An 18,686-nucleotide genomic window follows, 5' to 3' on the forward strand; every position below is an offset into this window, starting at 1 on the left:
TCCTTACCGCCTCACGCTTTTAGTCTATTTTACCATTTAAACAACCTGTCGTAAAAATATTGACTGTTGATTGTTGTATGCTAGGTTATAAGCTTAATTAGTAGTCGATAGAAACTATGCGGTATTTGAGAATTTTGTTACAGCAACGTACCCGCTACGGAAAGCATAGTATTCCGGAGCGGTATCCTAGCACTCCATCCGTAAGAAAAAGATATTAGTCAATAGTTACCGCACAGTTTCTATCAATTATAAACAAAGTTTTACCCAAAAATAGAAAAATCCGAACTAATACAAATTCTAATAGAAGAATTTTGTATCGTAATTCGGATTTTTCTTTAACTAAGCCTTTTAATCTTTTGGAAAATAAATATGAAATTCGGTTCCAACATTAACTTCACTTTCAATATCTATTCTTCCTTTATGAAGTTCTACAATATGTTTCACAATAGCAAGCCCTAAACCAGTCCCACCAGTATTTCGACTTCTTGCCTTGTCCACGCGATAAAATCGTTCAAACACTCTGGATAATGCATCTTTTGGAATTCCAATACCAGTATCTTTCACCATAATATGAATAAAATCTTCCTGCTCTTCTGAAAATAGTGTTATCTCTCCACCTTTAGGCGTGTAATTGATAGCATTTTCTAGTAGGTTAATGAGGACTTGTTTGACACCAGATAAGTCCGCACTAAACTTTAAGGTACTCCCACTTTGTACATTTAATGTAATTTCTTTTCGTTCAGAATATTGACTAAGAACAGGAATAACTTCCTTAATGACTTCAGACAAATCAACAGTAGAAAGTTGTATTCTCGAATCGTCCTTCTCTAACTTTGATAATGTAAGCAAATCTTGAATTAAGGTTTGCAGACGTTTGCTTTCTTCATTAATAATTCCTAGGAAATGCCGCGCTGTATCCTTATCATTAAGATCCTCATCAAGTAATGTTTCGGAGAATCCCCGAATAGACGTAATAGGTGTTTTTAACTCATGGGAAACATTTGCAACAAAGTCTTTTCGCATCGTTTCCAATTTCTTTAATTCCGTTATATCATATAAAACTAATACAGCACCTTTTAACATATTACGTTCATCAAATATCGGAGCTCCTACAATTTCAAAATATTGCTTTAAACCATTTTCGACCATAATGGATTCTTTAACATTTTTTTCATATAAAAATGTATGTTGAATCGTTTTATGCAATATTTCATTATCTAATACATCATAATACAAATAACCGATATAATCCTTATCTGTATTGCCAAAAATGGAAAGGAAGTTTTTATTTACCAGGTGTATATATCCTTTTTCATCGATTAATATTAATCCACTTTGAATATTTTCTATAACCGTTGTTAATTGTTCCGCCTGGATTTTTTCATTAATGGATAATTCACTTAAACTACGAGCAAGCTTATTAATTTTCATCAGTAACGAGGCCATACTTCCAGAAACAGGATGATGCATTCTAGCACGAAAATTCCCTTTTACTAATTCATCTAATGTATCGGTAGCCTTCTTAATTGGCTTCACATACTTATCAAATACATAATGAAGCATCATCATGAGGATAATGAATTCTGTTAACAACACGATAATTAAAACAATTATATTATCGGTAAATTGACTAAATACAGCTCCTGTTAGAATGATGATAAACAATATAATTAATGCATATCGCATAATTAGTTTTGATGAAAAGAAACTCACATTGGGTCCTCCATTTTATAACCAAGTCCACGGACGGTCTTAATATAAATTGGCTTTTTGGTATTTGGTTCAATTTTTTCCCGTAGATGGCTAACATGTACATCCACTATTCTAGTATCACCTACAAAATCATAATCCCAAACTGCGCTTAATAATTGATCCCTTGATAATACTTTATCCTTATGTGTGGCAAGGTAATACAACAATTCAAATTCCTTACGAGTAAATGTGAGTACATCACCATTCTTCTCTGCTTCATATCGTTCTGGAAAAATCGTGATATCACCTACTTTTAGTTGTTTAGTCTTGCTAGTTCCTGTCGTATTCGTTCTTCTCAAAATTGCCTTGATTCTTGCTATTACTTCTTTAGGGCTAAACGGCTTGGTTAAATAGTCGTCTGCCCCTATTTCTAGTCCCAATACCTTATCAAACTCTTCATCTCTCGCTGTAAGCATCAGAACTGGTGTATCAATTTGATTTCTTCTTAGATGCTTACAAACTTCAATTCCATCCATTTCAGGGAGCATTAAGTCAAGAATAATAAAATCATAGCTATTGCTATCCGTTTTTCGGATAGCCTCTAAACCGTCATAAGCAACATCTGTTGTAAAGGCTGCTTTTTCTAGGTTGTATTTTAGTAATGTTACAATAGACTGTTCATCATCTACAATTAGTACTTTTTCATTCATACTATCATTTCCCCATTTCTATTATGCTACGAACTAAACTATCTATCTTCATCTTACAATGAAACCAGAGTAAAGAAAATGATAGAAAGCTATTGTAAATAAATTTTTACATTGAATAGGGGGATTATCTAACTTTAGTCCCGAATCCATTTATATTATCTTAGATTGGATTCAGGATGTTAAGTGTCTTACTCCTTTTATCAGAAATTAATTCTATTTATAACTTAACTATTTTTATCCAATTAAACTCAGATATCCATCCAAAATGATGATTAGATGTCCTCTTAGGCTCTGGTATGCGGGTAAAACAAAAAGCTTCACCCCACTTTACTAGTGGAATGAAGCCTGTGTTTATTTCAATACATCTAAAACTTTCTTAACAGACGAAGCAGATTGATCAAGTGCTGCTTTTTCATCCATTGTTAATTCTAATTCAATTATCTCCTCAATACCGTTACCACCCAAGATTGTTGGCACGCCAAGGTAGATATCGTTATACCCATATTCACCTTCAAGATAAGCAATAGAAGGTAATACCCTCCGCTGATCTTTAAGAATTGCTTCAGCCATCACAACTAGTGAGGCAGCAGGTGCATAATAGGCACTTCCATTCCCTAATAAGTTAACGATTTCTCCTCCGCCAGTACGTGTTCTGGCAACAATTTCATCGAGACGTTCTTTAGACATTAACTTTTCTAAAGGAATACCACCTGCATAAGAGTAGCGAATTAATGGAACCATGTCATCACCATGTCCCCCTAAAACGAATCCAGTAATGTCTTTCACGGATATATTCAACTCTTGTGCAATAAAAGTACGGAAACGAGCGGTGTCTAAAACCCCTGATTGACCGATAACACGTTCTTTCGGAAATCCAGATTCTTTAAAGACAGTATAAGTCATAGCATCAACAGGATTTGTTAATACAACAATTACTGCTTCTGGAGAGTACTTTACAACTTCTTGTGTTACAGACTTCATGATTTTAGCGTTTGTATTCACTAAGTCATCCCGGCTCATTCCAGGCTTTCTAGCGATACCAGCAGTAATGATTACTAAATCAGAATCTCTTGTATCTTCATAGTTGGCTGTACCAATAATAGTAGCATCAAATCCTTGAACTGGACTTGCTTCTAACATATCAAGTGCTTTTCCTTTAGTTGGATTTTCCATAGTTGGAATATCCACTAAAATGACATCCCCAAGCTCTTTTTGAGCTAGCATTAATGCTGTTGTTGCTCCTGTAAAGCCAGATCCGATGACTGATATCTTTTTGCGCTTGTTTCTCATTGGTTTCCTCCTTATGGATTAGTCCATGTTCTTAATTAATTCATCAGCAAACTCGGAACATTTAACTTCTGTTGCACCATCCATTAGACGTGCGAAGTCATATGTAACTACTTTAGAAGCGATAGTTTTATCCATTGCTTTCGTAATCAAATCACCAGCTTCTCTCCATCCCAGGTGTTCAAGCATTAGCACACCAGAGAGAATTACAGAAGAAGGGTTTACCTTATCTAAGCCAGCATATTTAGGTGCTGTACCATGAGTAGCTTCAAAAATAGCATGACCAGTATTGTAGTTAATATTAGCTCCTGGAGCGATTCCAATTCCACCTACTTGTGCAGCAAGAGCATCAGAGATGTAATCTCCGTTTAAGTTCATTGTTGCTACTACATCGAATTCATTTGGACGAGTAAGAATTTGTTGTAAGAAGATATCAGCAATTGCATCTTTTACGATGATTTTTCCTGCAGCAACTGCTTCATCTTGTGCTTTATTAGCTGCGTCTTTGCCTTCTGTTTCAGCAATACGATCATATTGTGCCCAAGTGAATACTTTATCACCAAATTCTTCTTCGGCAACTTCATAACCCCAACCTTTAAATGCACCTTCCGTAAACTTCATGATGTTTCCTTTATGAACTAATGTAACACTTTTGCGTCCTTCATTTAGCGCATATTCAATTGCAGCGCGTACAAGACGCTTAGTTCCTTCTTCTGATACAGGTTTAATACCAATACCAGAAGTTTCAGGGAATCGGATTTTATGTACGCCCATTTCATTTTTAAGGAATTCGATAACTTTCTTCACATCGTCAGAACCCTTTTGCCATTCAATGCCAGCATAGATATCTTCTGTATTTTCACGGAAAATAACCATATCTACATCTTCCGGACGTTTAACTGGAGAAGGAACTCCTTCAAAGTAACGTACCGGACGTAGGCATGTAAATAGGTCTAGCTCTTGACGTAATGCTACGTTTAAAGAACGGATTCCTCCACCAATTGGTGTTGTAAGTGGCCCTTTGATTGCAATTTTATATTCATCAATCTTATCTAGTGTATCTTGTGGTAACCATTCACCAGTTTTATCAAAAGCTTTTTGGCCAGCATAAACTTCTAACCATTCGATCTTCTTTGTTCCGTTATATGCTTTTTCAACTGCTGCTTCTAATACACGACTTGCAGCTGCCCAAATATCTGGTCCAGTTCCATCTCCCTCAATAAATGGAATAACCGGGTTATTTGGAACGTTCAATTTACCATTTTCTACTACTATTTTTTCACCTTGTGACATAAATAATTCCTCCTAGACTAGTAAGCTTATCGTAATAATAGCCGGAAGACCGGCTATTAGAACTAACATGATTAATGTTTAACGATTTTCTAATGGTACATATTCTTGTGTGTTTGGACCAACATATTCCGCACGAGGACGAATAAGACGGTTATTAGAATACTGCTCAAGAATATGAGCAATCCAGCCAGATACACGACTCATAGCGAAAATTGGTGTGAATAAATCATGATCAATTCCAATACTATGGTATACAGATGCAGAATAGAAATCTACGTTTGCAGGTAGACCCTTTTCCTGCTTAATGTATTCCTCAATTTTAACAGACATATTATACCATTTTTCTTGGCCAGTAAGTGCTGTTAATTCTTTGGACATCTTTTGAAGATGTTTAGCTCTAGGATCACCACTTCTGTATACACGGTGGCCCATGCCCATAATTTTTTCTTTGTTTGCTAGTTTTTCCTTAACATATGGAAGTGCATTTTCTTCTGTGCCAATTTCAGTAAGCATTTTCATCACGCGCTCGTTAGCACCACCATGAAGTGGCCCTTTAAGTGCGCCAATTGCTGCAGTAATACCAGAATACATGTCTGATAATGTAGCAACACATACTCTTGCAGTAAAAGTAGATGCATTTAATTCATGGTCAGCATGTAAAACTAATGCTTTATCAATTGCTTCTACTTCTATCGGACTTGGTTTTTCACCTTTTAACATATATAGAAAGTTTTCTGCATAACTAACATCTTTCAGTGGTTTAACTGGGTCTTTACCTTGTCTAATGCGAGAAAATGCTGCAACGATAGTAGCAATTTTAGCTTGAATACGAACTGCTTTACGTCTATTCGCCGCTTCCTCCATCACATCTGATTCTTCGTCATATAATCCTAGTAAAGAAATAGAGGTTCTTAGTGCTGCCATAGGATGAACACTGGTTAAGTCATAAGAACGTAATTGTTCTAATACTGCATCAGGGACTTCCATATTATCAACAAGTTCTTTTTTAAAGGCTTCCAATTCAGCTTGGTTTGGTAATTTTAAATTCCATAGCAGAAACACTACTTCTTCAAAACTTGCATTCTCGGCTAAATCATCAATTCTATATCCTACATACGTTAATTGGTCATCAATGATAGAACTAATTGATGATTGTGTTGCTACAACCCCTTCAAGACCTTTCGTTGCTGTCATGATAAAACCCTCTCCTTTTTCTATATTGTTCTAACATTAAGCATTGAATAATGTTAAATAATTTCGACAATTCCCTAGTGATTTAATCGGATATCGTCAACCCCAAACTAATTATAAAGTATTTTTAGGTTAAAGTGAAATGAAACCGTTTAATTAGTATCATGTTTTTATTTTCCAATGAGTACTTGTCTAATAATATTTCTTCTCTTGTTTACATATAGTTTTATAGATAAGGCCATTTTTTCACTTATTATTGAACACTATTCATCTTGTGCGATTGCTTACCTACAATACTTTTAAATGGGGTTATTATCTTGTACAAGCAGTTTATTGAACCGATAGCTAGGGGATTTTTTTTACTTCTAATCTTAACTTTTTTATTCTTTATGACAAAGTTTACTATTATCTATATTTATCCTTTTATTATTGCTTTTATTGTTGCTGCAATGCTGAATCCTTCCGTTACCTATTTGGAACTGAAATGGAAGATTCCACGTACCGTTGCAACTATTGTAGTTATTTCCGTTATTTTTCTGCTATTTTTTGGCATTATCGTTTTCATAATAAATGAAATCATTCAAGGTATGTTCTCACTACTAGAAAAACTTCCAGACTACTTACAATCCTTAGTGAAAATAATGGAAACTATTTTAAATGAACAAATCATACCAATCTATCAAAACATTGCTACATTATTTAAATCCTTGGATCCTTCACAGCAAACTGCCATTCAAGAAAACATGGAAAATTTTCTTGAGAATCTTACAAACACCGGAACTAAGATTATCCAGACTGCTATTGGCCAATTACCTGAAATTGTTGGTTTTTTTCCAAATTCCATTACAATTTTCATCTTTATTCTGCTTGCTACATTTATGATGACAAAGGATTGGCATAATCTAAGTGAAAAATTACATCATGTGCTTCCGCAAAATATACTAGCCTTTATAAGTGATCTTCATAAGGGCACTAAAAAGGCATTTTCAGGATATATAAGAGCACAATTCATCTTAATCTTTGTATCAGCTGTACAGATTTATATGGGGTTAGTAATCTTGAAAGTAGATCATGCCTTAACTATTGCAGCAATTGCAGCAATTGTTGACCTATTACCGGTTATTGGAACAGGAATTATTTTTGTACCTTGGATACTTTACACCTTTATAACGGGAGATTTTCCATTAACAATTGGATTGAGTATTCTTTATATGGTAGTTATCATAGTTCGACAAATGATTGAGCCAAAGATACTATCTGCAAGCATTGGAATAAACCCTTTGGTTAGTTTAATCATATTGTTTGTTACCATTCAACTTTGGGGAATTGCAGGTGTCGTTATTGCACCACTTATTCTAATATCTGTTTATGTATTATTTCAATCTGGTATATTCATCAAGTTGTTCCATTTTATAAAGGGCTAATATTATCTTCGGTGGATAATAATCCTATTCTTATCTACCAATCTTTTGATTAATATCCCTAGGAATGGTTTTACAAATTTTCTTGTAAAAGGTAAGACAAGTATAAAACCTGTAACATCAGTAATAAATCCTGGACTAAACAAAAGGACCCCACCTACGAAGATACATATTCCATCGATGATCTCTCTAGCAGGAACTTGCCCATATTGTAGAGCACTTTGCGCACGTCTCCAGGTTTCCAAACCTTCTTTTTTGGCCAAAGAGACTCCTATGAATCCTGTTAGTAAGATGAGAATAACGACCCACCATGGTCCAATAATCCCACCAGCCCAAACAAATAATCCAATCTCTGCTGCAGATAAAACTAGAAAAAATAGCAACCATTTCATGAACATCTACCCTTTCATGGAAAAGAGGCTGTGACTAAAGTGTATTAAAACCGAACAAATTGATGGTAGGTGCATATACCCGGTCCGGAAATATTGCGCATTGTTCGTCAATGGAATCACACTAAAAGTTTTGTCTCAGCCTCTTAAAATTGTACATTACAACGTAAAACTACTATTAAAGAATAACAATCAACTTAGATATCCTTAGCCAATTTATAGTACTCCAGCATGACCTTTATAAATATCACCTTTTGTACTGTCGATTGTTATATCTTCACCGTCTTTTATTAATTCGAATGCATTTTCCACACCAACGACAACTGGGATTCCTAGACTTAATCCTACTACTGCCGCATGTGAGGTTAATCCACCTTCGAGAGTTACAATACCAGCAGACTTTTCGATTGCCGGCATCATATCACGGTCAGTACCATACGTAACAATAATATCTCCTTGCTGTACCTTGCTGAGTGCTTCTTCTGCATTCTTTACAATCACTGCTCTTCCATATGCATTGCGCTTTCCAATACCTTGACCTTTGGCTATGACATCACCAATAATATGAACTTTCATAATGTTCGTTGCACCAGTTTCTCCAACAGGAACACCTGCTGTAATCACTACTCGGTCGCCACGTTTAAGTAGGTTTTTGGTAAGCCCTAATTCAATTGCATTATCAAGCATTTCATCTGTTGAGTTTGCTCTTTCACCAGAGATAGCATTGACACCCCAAACCAACGATAACTGACGGTTAACACGCTCATCATGAGTCACAGCAACAATCGGAGCTTTTGGTCTATACTTAGAAATCATTCGAGCCGTATGTCCACTTTCTGTTGGAGTAACAATTGCACTTACAGATAGGTTCATAGCCGTATGTGTTACAGATTGACTAATTGCATCGGTTATTGTCATATCAACTAATTGACTACGGTTTTTTAGAATGGACTGATGATCAAGGGCTGTTTCAGTCTTTTCGGCAATGTTATTCATCGTTCTAACAGATTCAACTGGATAATTTCCAGCTGCAGTTTCTCCAGAAAGCATAATAGCGTCTGTTCCATCAAAAATAGCATTCGCCACATCCGATGCTTCTGCCCTTGTTGGACGCGGATTTCGTTGCATGGAATCCAGCATTTGAGTTGCTGTAATGACTGGCTTACCAACTGTGTTACATTTTTGAATCAACATTTTTTGTACGAGTGGTACATCTTCTGCCGGTATTTCGACACCTAAGTCCCCGCGAGCAACCATTAAACCATCACTAATCTCAAGGATGCTGTCAATATTATCAACGCCCTCTTGGTTTTCGATTTTAGGTATAAGCTGAATATGGGTTGCATTTTGTTGCTCAAGTAATTCTTTAATCTCTAAAATATCGGAAGGTCTACGTACAAAGGAAGCAGCAATAAAGTCAACATCTTGTTCGATACCAAACATAATATCATTTGCATCCTTTTCTGTAATACCCGGAAGATTTACGGAAACATTTGGAACGTTAACACCTTTTTTATTCTTTATTAGTCCGGAGTTAAGTGCCACTGTTTTTAATTCTTTGTTAACTTGATCAATTTCCAATACTTCCAGTTCGATTAATCCGTCATCTAGTAAGATTTTAGATCCAACATGAACATCATCAATTAATCCTGGGTAGGTAATGGAAAAACGTTCGGCAGTACCCTCAACTTCATTCATAGAAACAAATACGGTATTACCTTGTATAAGTTCTGCTTGTCCTTCTTTAAAATTACCTGTACGAATCTCAGGACCTTTTGTATCAAGTAGGATGGCAATAGTCTTCCCGGTCTTTTCAGCGGCTTCTCTAATATTTTTAATTCGTGCACCATGCTCTTCATAATCCCCATGGGAAAAATTCAGGCGTGCCACATTCATCCCAGCTTCCATTAAATTTACCAATGTTTCCACCGATTCTGAAGCTGGTCCAATTGTACAGACAATTTTTGTTCTTCTCATGAATAAATTCCTCCTAAATTATATCGATAATTCCTTAGATAATTGGTACATTTCTTCATCAATGGAGTGCTTTTTGTTCAAAATATCATTAATATCATGATCTACTAATTGATTATTTTGGATACCAACCATACGTCCAGCTTTTCCTGCCAATAGTAAATCTACAGCCTTTGCACCTAATCGACTAGCTAGTACACGGTCATTTGCGGTAGGCGATCCTCCACGTTGAATATGACCAAGAACGGTAACTCTTGTTTCTAGTTTAGCAGCATTACTGATCATTTCGCCATATTCAATCCCACTTCCTACACCCTCAGCTAAAATAATAATACTATGTTTTTTCCCACGTTCAATACCACGCTTTAGACGTGATACTACTTCATCTAAATCATCCTTTTTCTCTGGAATAAGAATAGATTCCGCTCCATCTGCAAGTCCAGCCCAAAGAGCTAAATCACCAGCATCTCTTCCCATAACCTCGATTATATATGTACGTTCATGCGAAGTAGCCGTGTCTCTAATTTTATCAATAGCCTCAATAATTGTGTTGAGGGCAGTATCAAAGCCGATTGTAAAATCAGTACCGGGGATATCATTATCTATTGTACCTGGAACACCAATACAAGGAAATCCTTTTTCTGTTAATTTTTGAGCACCACGGAAACTTCCGTCACCACCAATTACAATTAATCCTTGTATTCCAAATTTCTTTAATTGCTCTATACCTTTCTGTTGACCTTCTTCTGTCTTAAATTCTTCACTTCTAGCCGAATAAAGCATCGTTCCGCCACGTTGAATAATGTCTCCAACAGAACCAACATCCATTTTTTCAATATTTCCTTCCATTAATCCTTGGTAGCCATTCTTAATTCCATATATTTCAACATCATGATAAATGCATTTTCTTACAACTGCTCGTATTGCTGCATTCATCCCCGGGGCATCTCCGCCGCTCGTCAGTATTCCTAGTCTCTTCATACCATTCCCACCTCTATGATCATTTTCAGTTTTAGTATGTACTTGATAGTTTGGTTTACTACGATTAGTAGTGGTACGTAAACCTAATTTATAGTAGCCGAAATTGCTAACCTTCCATTACAAGATAAGCTTAAAATCTTAAAATATCAATAAAAAACGCTGAAATTAGCTAGTTTATTGATATGTGTTTTACTTATTCTAATGATTCGAATGAATAAGTAAAACATATTGGAATTACGTTATACCCATTACAAAACAAATAAAAAAAGTTGTCCCAAGGGGGAATCCCCCCTGTATGAGACAGCTCTTTTTACAGTTCCTTGTATTCTCCAATTTCTTTATATTTTTCCCATCTTAGCTCTAATAATTCATCGTTAGATAAATTAATTAATTCTTTAAGTGATTTGTCTATAACAACATCGATGTTTTTTGCTTGTTGTTTAATATCTCGATGAGCTCCACCCTTAGGTTCTGGAATAATTTCATCTATAATTCCAAGTTCAAATAGATCTGGCGCTGTGATCCTCATGGATTCAGCAGCTCGCTGAGCAAGTCCAGAGTCTTTCCATAAGAGTGCTGCTGCACCTTCTGGAGAGATAACAGAGTAGGTTGAGTTTTCTAGCATAAAAATGCGGTCTCCAACACCTAGAGCAAGCGCTCCACCACTTCCACCTTCACCAATAACAATACATATTACTGGGACCTTAAGACCTGCCATCTCCATTAAGTTTCTTGCAATTGCTTCACTCTGACCGCGTTCCTCAGATTCCTTACCAGGATCAGCTCCCTTTGTATCAATAAAACAAATAATAGGTCGGTTAAACTTCTCAGCCTGTTTCATATGTCTTAAAGCTTTACGATACCCTTCAGGGTGCGGCATTCCAAAATTACGACGAATATTTTCTTTCGTGTTTTTACCACGTTGATGACCAATAACAGTTACAGGCATGTCCTTGTAATAAGCAATACCTGATACAATTGCCTCATCATCACCAAAGTTTCGGTCTCCATGGAATTCAAGAAAATTCGTGAACAATTCGTCAATATAATCTAAAGTGGTTGGTCTTTCTTGATGTCTTGCCATCTGAACACGTTGCCAAGGTTTCAAGTTACCATAAATATTATCCTCTAAATCTTCTAAACGCTTTTCAAGGGTAGAAATTTCTTGGGACAAATCTATATCACTTTCTCCTGTAAACTTCTTTAACTCAGCAATTTTTTCTTTTAAATTCACTATTGGTTTTTCAAATTCTAGTATTTGCTTCATTCAGGACGAGCCCCCTTCTGATGCATCTTAAGCAGTGTTCCTAAAACATTGTTTAGATCATGGCGATGGATTACTTTATCTAGTTGTCCATGCTTTAACAAGAACTCTGCAGTTTGAAAGTCATCTGGTAACTTTTCCCTAGTTGTTTGCTCAATAATACGTCTTCCGGCAAAGCCGATTAATGCACCTGGTTCAGCAAAGTTATAGTCTCCTAGAGAGGCAAAACTAGCTGAAACCCCACCGGTTGTAGGGTGAGTCATGACTGAAATCATTAGTCCACCAGCATCCGAAAATCGTTTAATTGCCACTGATGTTTTGGACATCTGCATTAAACTTAGAACGCCTTCTTGCATTCTTGCTCCGCCAGATGCAGTAAAGATAATGAATGGTATAGATTCCTTTCTAGCATTTTCAATTGCTCTAGCAATTTTTTCACCCATTACAGAGCCCATACTACCCATTCGATATCTTGAGTCCATTACAGCAAATGCGGTTTCTTGTCCATCTATTAAACCTTTACCAGTGACAACACCTTCATTTAGCCCAGTTTTTTCCCGGTCCTTCTCCATTTTTTCATCATATCCCGGAAAATCTAATGGGTTTGAAGTTATTAAATTACTATCCCATTCAATAAATGTGCCCTCATCAAATAAACTATTAATACGTTCCCATGCACTTAATTGATGATGATGACCACAGTTTGGACATACATTTAAATTCGTACTCAATTCCTTGCGATAAATAATTTTATTACATTTATCACACTTCTTCATTAATCCTTCTGGAATATCAACCTTTGATCCTTCAGTCGGGATAGAGGCGTATTTCTTCTTCTTATTAAAAAGATCTTTAAGCAAGATATAAGTCCCCCTTTTCATAACCAACCACTATACTTGACAGATTTCCACTCCGTCTAAACACCATATTTTTAACCTGATTATTTAACTATACAGAAGTCTATCCAAAAAAGTTGTCATTAATAGTCGAAGAAATAGAAAAAAATAATAGTATATAATTACAAAACCTAATACGTTTTTTCTTCGTTAAAAAGACCTTCAATTGATGGATAGTTTTGGGTTTTATAGAGTTTAATTAATTTCATATAAAATTCTCTTGAATAGTGACCTGTAAAACTTTTCGAATACTCGTTAATTAATCCCCAAATACGTGCTAAAAATTGGTTGTCTGTCAACTCTACTATATATTTAAAAAAGGAATAATGCTGTTCCTTCATCGTTAAAGAGGAATCATTCATTATAGTTTTTAACTGTTCTAGTTTCACATGATCTAGCTGTTGAAAGATAAGTTTGGCTGCTTCTTTTTCTAAGAGTTCCTTGACAATAAGTAGTTCATCCTTAGTAGTTTGGCTAAGAATAAATGTAGATAAAAGCTCAACAGTATGGTAAGGGCGGTACTTACTTAAAAATGTACCTCCTCCATGTCTAGTCTCGATAATTCCTATTAACTCCATTGCTCTGAGTGCTTCCCGAATAGAAGATCTTCCTGCACCTAACTTATCCGATAATTCTCTTTCAGATGGAAGTTTATCACCAGGTTTCAAATCATTTACCTCTATAAACTTGCGAATTTCTTGTAAAACCCCTTGATATACCTTTTGTTTTGGTGACATGGACACCCCATGTTTCACTCCTTTAAGAAAAACCCCTTCCTAGGAAGGAAAAGTATTATTTAATTTTTGCAAGTTTACTGGTCTTTTCTTTAATTTCTTCAGGGTCTACTTGCATGCGTGCCACTCCTGATTCCATTGCTGCTTTTGCCACTTCTGAAGCGACTAATGGGGCAACTCTTGGATCAAATGGAGCAGGGATCACATAGTCTTCATTCAGGTCTTCCTCTGCTATCAATGACGCAATTGCTTCTGCTGCAGCAACCTTCATCTTCTCGTTTATCCGTGTTGCACGTACGTCTAGAGCACCACGGAAAATCCCCGGAAACGCGAGTACATTATTAACTTGGTTAGGAAAATCAGAGCGTCCTGTACCTATCACTTTTGCTCCTGCTTCCTTTGCATCTTCTGGTAGAATTTCCGGATCTGGATTGGCCATTGCAAAAATAATCGGATCGGCATTCATTTTTCTAACCATATCTTGTGTTAGAGCTCCACCTACGGATACGCCAATGAAAACATCAGCACCGTCAAGCACTTCTTCCAATGAGCCCTCTTTTTTATCACGGTTTGTAATTTTGGCAACGGAATCTTTGACATCATTCATCCCGTAAGAACGCCCTTCAAAGATTGCACCTCTGGAATCACACATAATAAGGTTTCGCACACCAAAATGATAAAGCAATTTAACAATCGCAATACCCGCCGCACCTGCACCATTGGAAACTACTTTAATTTCCGAGAAAGATTTTCCAACCAGTTTTAAGGCGTTGATTAAACCAGCAACTGTAACTATTGCCGTACCATGTTGATCATCATGAAAAATAGGAATATTCGTTTCCTTTTTTAATCGTTCTTCGATAATAAAGCAGTTAGGAGCTGCGATATCTTCTAAGTTAACCCCACCAAAAGTAGGTTCCATCAGTTTTACGGTTTTTACGATTTCGTCCACATCATGAGTATCCAAGCAAATTGGGAAAGAATCAACTCCGGCAAAAGTCTTAAATAGTACAGACTTTCCCTCCATAACTGGTAATGCAGCTTCTGGACCAATATTACCTAAGCCTAGAACCGCGGAACCATCGCTTACAACGGCAACCATATTGCCTTTCATCGTATAATCATAAACAGTTTCTTTCCGATCATGGATTACCTTACATGGCTCAGCAACACCAGGGGAATATGCAAGACTTAATTCTTTTGCATTTGTTACCTGCACCTTTGATACGGTTTCCAGTTTCCCCTTATTTTGTTTGTGCATATGCAATGCTTCATCTTTTAAATTCACTTCTATTTCGCTCCTTTTTGCGAGTCAAAGTGGTCTGACCACTTAACTATTACATTATAACAAAATGTTGAACTCTGTAAAGTTTCGTTTTTATTACGACCTTTCATAAACTACGTTTGATTTTCCAAAGTAATTTGTTAAAGAGTTCATTGTTTCTTTGTTAACATGGATAAAATAATCTTTTGCTAACTGATAGGATTTTTTTTGTTCTGCATGATATACAATGACAGGGGTTGATCCTGGGTTAGCTTTTGCTATTTTCAGGATTACAGGTAAAGCGTCCTTACTAGTTTGCTCTGTAGTCTTGATAAACAATCTCTGATTTACTTCTTTATCCAATTTATTTTCATCAAAAGGTTCAATAGTCGATAGCAACCATTGTTTCTTACCATTTCGTGTTTCAATTTTCCCAGTAATAAAAATTAACTTTTCTTCTTCAATATAACGGCTCTCCTTGCGATAAAGTTCCGGAAATACTACAGCATCCATATCTTCAGTTTCATCACTTATGGTTAGAAAAGCCATTGGCTCACCTCGTTTAGTACGAATCGTTTTAATTTCTTGGACAATTACTGCACTTTTATAGCTTCTACTAGCTTCTATACTTTCAGTATGAAATAAGGAAATATAACCATTCTCCCTTAGCTGATTTCGAAATTGAAGGAGTGGATGACTGGATATGTAGATGCCTATTAACTCTTTTTCATCCGAAAGTTTTTTTATTTTGGTAAAATCTTCTATATCTACATAGTTAGGTTCTAAATCGAATTGATCCTGAAATAAACTTGGCTGATCGGTAAATTCTCTGAATAATTCACCAGATTCAATTGCCTGGTCGATGGAAGCTAAAAGACTCGCTCTATTTTCGTATGTTTCATCAAATGCTCCAGTTAATATTAAGGATTCCATTGTTGCTCTATTCACGATTTTTGGTGTGATACGTAGACAAAAGTCAAATAGGTTTTTAAATGGTCCCTGTTTACGAGCTTGGATAATCTCTTGAACTGCTTGATTTCCAACCCCTTTAATGGATTGTAATCCCATTCGAATACATTCTTTTTCTACTGTAAATCGGCCATAACTTTTATTTATCGATGGAGAACCAATTTTGATATTTAAGTCTTTCATTTCTTTTATATACGTGTGAATTTTATCGTGCTGATTACCGATTGAAGTTAACAACTCCGAATAAAAATGTTTCGGAAAATGAGCCTTTAAATAGGCGAGTTGATAAGATATTTTACTATAAGCAACTGCATGACTTTTGGGGAATCCATAATTAGAAAACTTTACAATCCATGCAAAAATCTCTTCTCCCACTTCTCGATCATAACCATTTTCCACGCAGCCTCGGATAAATGCTTCTTTTTGTTGGTCCATGATGTCTTGTTTCTTTTTGCTGACGGCACGCCTTAGAACATCGGCTTCCCCTAATGAGAACCCTGCAATTCGATGGGCAATTTCCATAATTTGTTCTTGATATATTAATACTCCATACGTTTTATTCAGAATAGGTTCTAGGTCTGGATGTGGGTATGTTACTTTTTTTCTACCATGCTTTCGTTCAATATAAGTTGGAATAAAGTCCATAGGACCTGGTCTGTATAAGGCATTTACCGCAACAATGTCATCAAATGTACTTGGCTTTAATTGTTCCAATACTTGTTTCATTCCATCTGATTCCAATTGGAAAACACCATTCGTTTTTCCTCTTTTTAATAATTCAAAAGTTACGCCATCATGTTCAGGGATTTCTTCTAATTGAAAGTTCTTCGCATCCTTTAAACGAATGGAATCCACAATTCGTTCGATAAGCGTCAAGTTACGTAACCCTAAGAAGTCCATTTTGAGTAAACCTAATGACTCTAAATCTGTCATTGGATACTGTGTTAAAGCTGTACTGGTTGCCCCGATAGTAAGTGGAACATGCTCCACAAGGGCTTGTTCACTAATCACGACACCTGCAGCATGTGTGGAAACATGTCTTGGAATACCTTCTAAGACAGTTGCAATTTTAAATAGCCCTTTTAAACTCTCTGATTGCTGTACGTAATTCGTAAGTTCTGGAGATGCTTTTAAAATGCTTGCCAATGTACCAGGAGTTTGGCTTGGAATTTGTTTTAAAATAAAATAAATATCTTGTTGGTTTATACCCATGGTTTTCCCTAGCTCCCTAATTAAGGAACGGGGTGCAAATGTACCAAAGGTAATAATTTGCGCAACATGCTCAGGACCATATTTATCCCGAACATAAGCAATTACTTCGTCCCTTCTGATATCAGAAAAGTCAATATCAATATCAGGCATGGTAACTCGCTCTGGATTCAAGAAACGTTCAAACAATAGATTATATTTAATTGGATCTACATCTGTTATCCCTAGGGTGTAGGCTACAATCGATCCTGCTGAAGAACCACGTCCTGGCCCAACCATTATGCTTTGTTCCTTCGCATATTTGATAAAATCCCAAACAATTAGAAAGTAATCACTAAAACCCATCGATTTAATAATGTTTAGTTCATACTCAAGTCTTGATTTTATCTTTTCTGTTATGGTTGGATAACGTTTATGAATGCTTGTCCAACAAACTTTTTCCAAGTAATCATGTGCTTGTGTTCCATCGGGGGCCGGATATGTCGGAAGCATTCTTGCATCAAAATCAAAATTAACAGTACATTTTTGTTGAATGTTTCTTGTTTCTTGAATTACTTCTGGCCAATCATAAAATAATTGTTCCATTTCATAGGCTGAACGTAAATGATGATGCTTCTTTTTCATGCTTGCCTGTTGAACGGACCAATTTTTTCCTTGTTTCATTGCTTGTAAACAATCAAAAGCATACATATCCTTCTCCTGGAGATATGAAACATCATTGATTGCAACAACCTGTGTTTGGTGTATATCATGATAGGAGCGTATCCCTTTATTTATCAGTTTGTCCTGTTCTGAACCAAAATCACTAATACCCAAATAGAAGTCATTATGATTTACATGAGTTTTCCAAAATGCTAGATAATCTTCTAGATGGTTATGGGTGGAATGTTGTATTAAATCGTGCACCCTACTTTTATGTGCAGGTAGAATGACAACCAGATTACCGATATAGTTTACTATCTTATCTTTTGCCATACGCTTTTCCTGATTTCGTTGAATATCCGTACTTAACTTAATTAAATTTTTGTAACCGCTAGTATCTTTAGCAAGTAAAATAATATCCTCTATATTTTCCTCATCGTCTAATAGGCTAACTGTCATTCCAATAATGGGTTTGATACCATTCTCCTTACAGGCCTTGTAAAATGGAATAACACCGTGTAACACATTCTCATCTGTAATACTCAGCCCATCAAAGTTTAACTGCTTAGCCTGTTTGACCAACTTCTCAATGGTAATCGTGCTATTAAAGAAACTATAACCAGTTTTAACTTGTAAATGAGTAAACGACATACTATCCCGCCTCTTCTTTCTCTTATTCTATTATAGCCAAATTAGAGGCTATCTGTATATCAACAAACATAACTTGTCCTTATTCTTCATAGAATGAAGGGAACACAACTATCAATTAA

14 protein-coding genes are annotated in these 18,686 nt (G+C 36.0%); 1 reads left to right on the top strand and 13 read right to left on the bottom strand.

Annotation, left to right across the window (positions count from 1 at the left end):
• Window positions 1–348: 348 nt before the first annotated feature.
• From pnpS to citZ, 5 genes are all read right to left on the bottom strand, one after another.
• Window positions 349–1,713 (bottom strand): two-component system histidine kinase PnpS, encoded by a 1,365-nt coding sequence (gene pnpS / locus TY11_RS11750; RefSeq protein WP_231495810.1) that lies wholly within the window; start codon window positions 1,711–1,713, stop codon window positions 349–351.
• On the bottom strand, window positions 1,710–2,402 hold the full coding sequence (locus TY11_RS11755; RefSeq protein WP_042146335.1) for a response regulator transcription factor: 693 nt from the start codon (window positions 2,400–2,402) through the stop codon (window positions 1,710–1,712). Before TY11_RS11755 ends, pnpS begins: the two co-directional genes overlap by 4 nt.
• Window positions 2,403–2,753: 351 nt before the next feature.
• Window positions 2,754–3,692 (bottom strand): malate dehydrogenase, encoded by a 939-nt coding sequence (gene mdh / locus TY11_RS11760; protein ID WP_042146338.1) that lies wholly within the window; start codon window positions 3,690–3,692, stop codon window positions 2,754–2,756.
• Between the two features lie 18 nt (window positions 3,693–3,710).
• Window positions 3,711–4,982 carry an NADP-dependent isocitrate dehydrogenase gene (icd, locus tag TY11_RS11765; protein ID WP_042146339.1) on the bottom strand — a complete coding sequence of 424 codons (1,272 nt, stop codon included), beginning with the start codon at window positions 4,980–4,982 and terminating at the stop codon, window positions 3,711–3,713.
• A 78-nt stretch (window positions 4,983–5,060) separates the two neighbouring features.
• Window positions 5,061–6,176: a citrate synthase gene (gene citZ / locus TY11_RS11770; protein WP_042146341.1), complete on the bottom strand. Its 1,116-nt coding sequence runs from the start codon at window positions 6,174–6,176 to the stop codon at window positions 5,061–5,063.
• A gap of 314 nt (window positions 6,177–6,490) precedes the next feature.
• Here citZ and ytvI point away from each other — a divergent pair, with 314 nt between their 5' ends.
• Window positions 6,491–7,597 (top strand): sporulation integral membrane protein YtvI, encoded by a 1,107-nt coding sequence (ytvI, locus tag TY11_RS11775; protein WP_052345812.1) that lies wholly within the window; start codon window positions 6,491–6,493, stop codon window positions 7,595–7,597.
• Window positions 7,598–7,599: 2 nt separating this feature from the next.
• On the opposite strand, the gene TY11_RS11780 is transcribed toward ytvI, so the two are convergent.
• From TY11_RS11780 to dnaE, 8 genes are all read right to left on the bottom strand, one after another.
• Complete coding sequence (locus TY11_RS11780) at window positions 7,600–7,986, bottom strand: FxsA family protein (RefSeq protein ID WP_042146343.1); 387 nt, start codon at window positions 7,984–7,986, stop codon at window positions 7,600–7,602.
• Window positions 7,987–8,199: 213 nt separating this feature from the next.
• Window positions 8,200–9,960, bottom strand: coding sequence for a pyruvate kinase (gene pyk / locus TY11_RS11785; RefSeq protein WP_042146344.1), 1,761 nt, complete (start codon window positions 9,958–9,960; stop codon window positions 8,200–8,202).
• A gap of 18 nt (window positions 9,961–9,978) precedes the next feature.
• Window positions 9,979–10,938 (bottom strand): 6-phosphofructokinase, encoded by a 960-nt coding sequence (pfkA, locus tag TY11_RS11790; protein WP_042146345.1) that lies wholly within the window; start codon window positions 10,936–10,938, stop codon window positions 9,979–9,981.
• A 310-nt stretch (window positions 10,939–11,248) separates the two neighbouring features.
• Entirely contained in the window at window positions 11,249–12,205 is a 957-nt protein-coding gene (accA, locus tag TY11_RS11795) for an acetyl-CoA carboxylase carboxyl transferase subunit alpha (protein ID WP_042146346.1), read from the bottom strand.
• Entirely contained in the window at window positions 12,202–13,062 is an 861-nt protein-coding gene (accD, locus tag TY11_RS11800) for an acetyl-CoA carboxylase, carboxyltransferase subunit beta (protein WP_042146347.1), read from the bottom strand. Before accD ends, accA begins: the two co-directional genes overlap by 4 nt.
• A 167-nt stretch (window positions 13,063–13,229) precedes the next feature.
• A complete protein-coding gene (locus TY11_RS11805; RefSeq protein WP_042146549.1) occupies window positions 13,230–13,835 on the bottom strand; it encodes a FadR/GntR family transcriptional regulator in 606 nt (201 codons plus the stop codon).
• Window positions 13,836–13,890: 55 nt separating this feature from the next.
• Window positions 13,891–15,093, bottom strand: coding sequence for an NADP-dependent malic enzyme (ystJ, locus tag TY11_RS11810; RefSeq protein ID WP_081755911.1), 1,203 nt, complete (start codon window positions 15,091–15,093; stop codon window positions 13,891–13,893).
• Between the two features lie 120 nt (window positions 15,094–15,213).
• The gene (gene dnaE, locus TY11_RS11815) at window positions 15,214–18,567 is read right to left on the bottom strand and encodes a DNA polymerase III subunit alpha (RefSeq protein WP_042146351.1); all 3,354 of its coding nucleotides are present in this window, start codon (window positions 18,565–18,567) and stop codon (window positions 15,214–15,216) included.
• Window positions 18,568–18,686 lie beyond the last annotated feature (119 nt).

It is taken from the genome of Paucisalibacillus algeriensis (assembly GCF_000577245.1).
In the GTDB taxonomy this organism is placed as follows: Bacteria; Bacillota; Bacilli; order Bacillales; family Amphibacillaceae; genus Ornithinibacillus.

Bases quoted from the DNA above. Each gene is read 5' to 3' on its own strand.
- ystJ (WP_081755911.1), bottom strand. From the start codon at position 15,093: ATGCACAAACAAAATAAGGGGAAACTGGAAACCGTATCAAAGGTGCAG.
- TY11_RS11780 (WP_042146343.1), bottom strand. From the start codon at position 7,986: ATGAAATGGTTGCTATTTTTTCTAGTTTTATCTGCAGCAGAGATTGGA.
- icd (WP_042146339.1), bottom strand. From the start codon at position 4,982: ATGTCACAAGGTGAAAAAATAGTAGTAGAAAATGGTAAATTGAACGTT.
- TY11_RS11805 (WP_042146549.1), bottom strand. From the start codon at position 13,835: ATGTCACCAAAACAAAAGGTATATCAAGGGGTTTTACAAGAAATTCGC.
- TY11_RS11755 (WP_042146335.1), bottom strand. From the start codon at position 2,402: ATGAATGAAAAAGTACTAATTGTAGATGATGAACAGTCTATTGTAACA.
- citZ (WP_042146341.1), bottom strand. From the start codon at position 6,176: ATGACAGCAACGAAAGGTCTTGAAGGGGTTGTAGCAACACAATCATCA.
- dnaE (WP_042146351.1), bottom strand. From the start codon at position 18,567: ATGTCGTTTACTCATTTACAAGTTAAAACTGGTTATAGTTTCTTTAAT.
- accA (WP_042146346.1), bottom strand. From the start codon at position 12,205: ATGAAGCAAATACTAGAATTTGAAAAACCAATAGTGAATTTAAAAGAA.
- mdh (WP_042146338.1), bottom strand. From the start codon at position 3,692: ATGAGAAACAAGCGCAAAAAGATATCAGTCATCGGATCTGGCTTTACA.
- pfkA (WP_042146345.1), bottom strand. From the start codon at position 10,938: ATGAAGAGACTAGGAATACTGACGAGCGGCGGAGATGCCCCGGGGATG.
- pyk (WP_042146344.1), bottom strand. From the start codon at position 9,960: ATGAGAAGAACAAAAATTGTCTGTACAATTGGACCAGCTTCAGAATCG.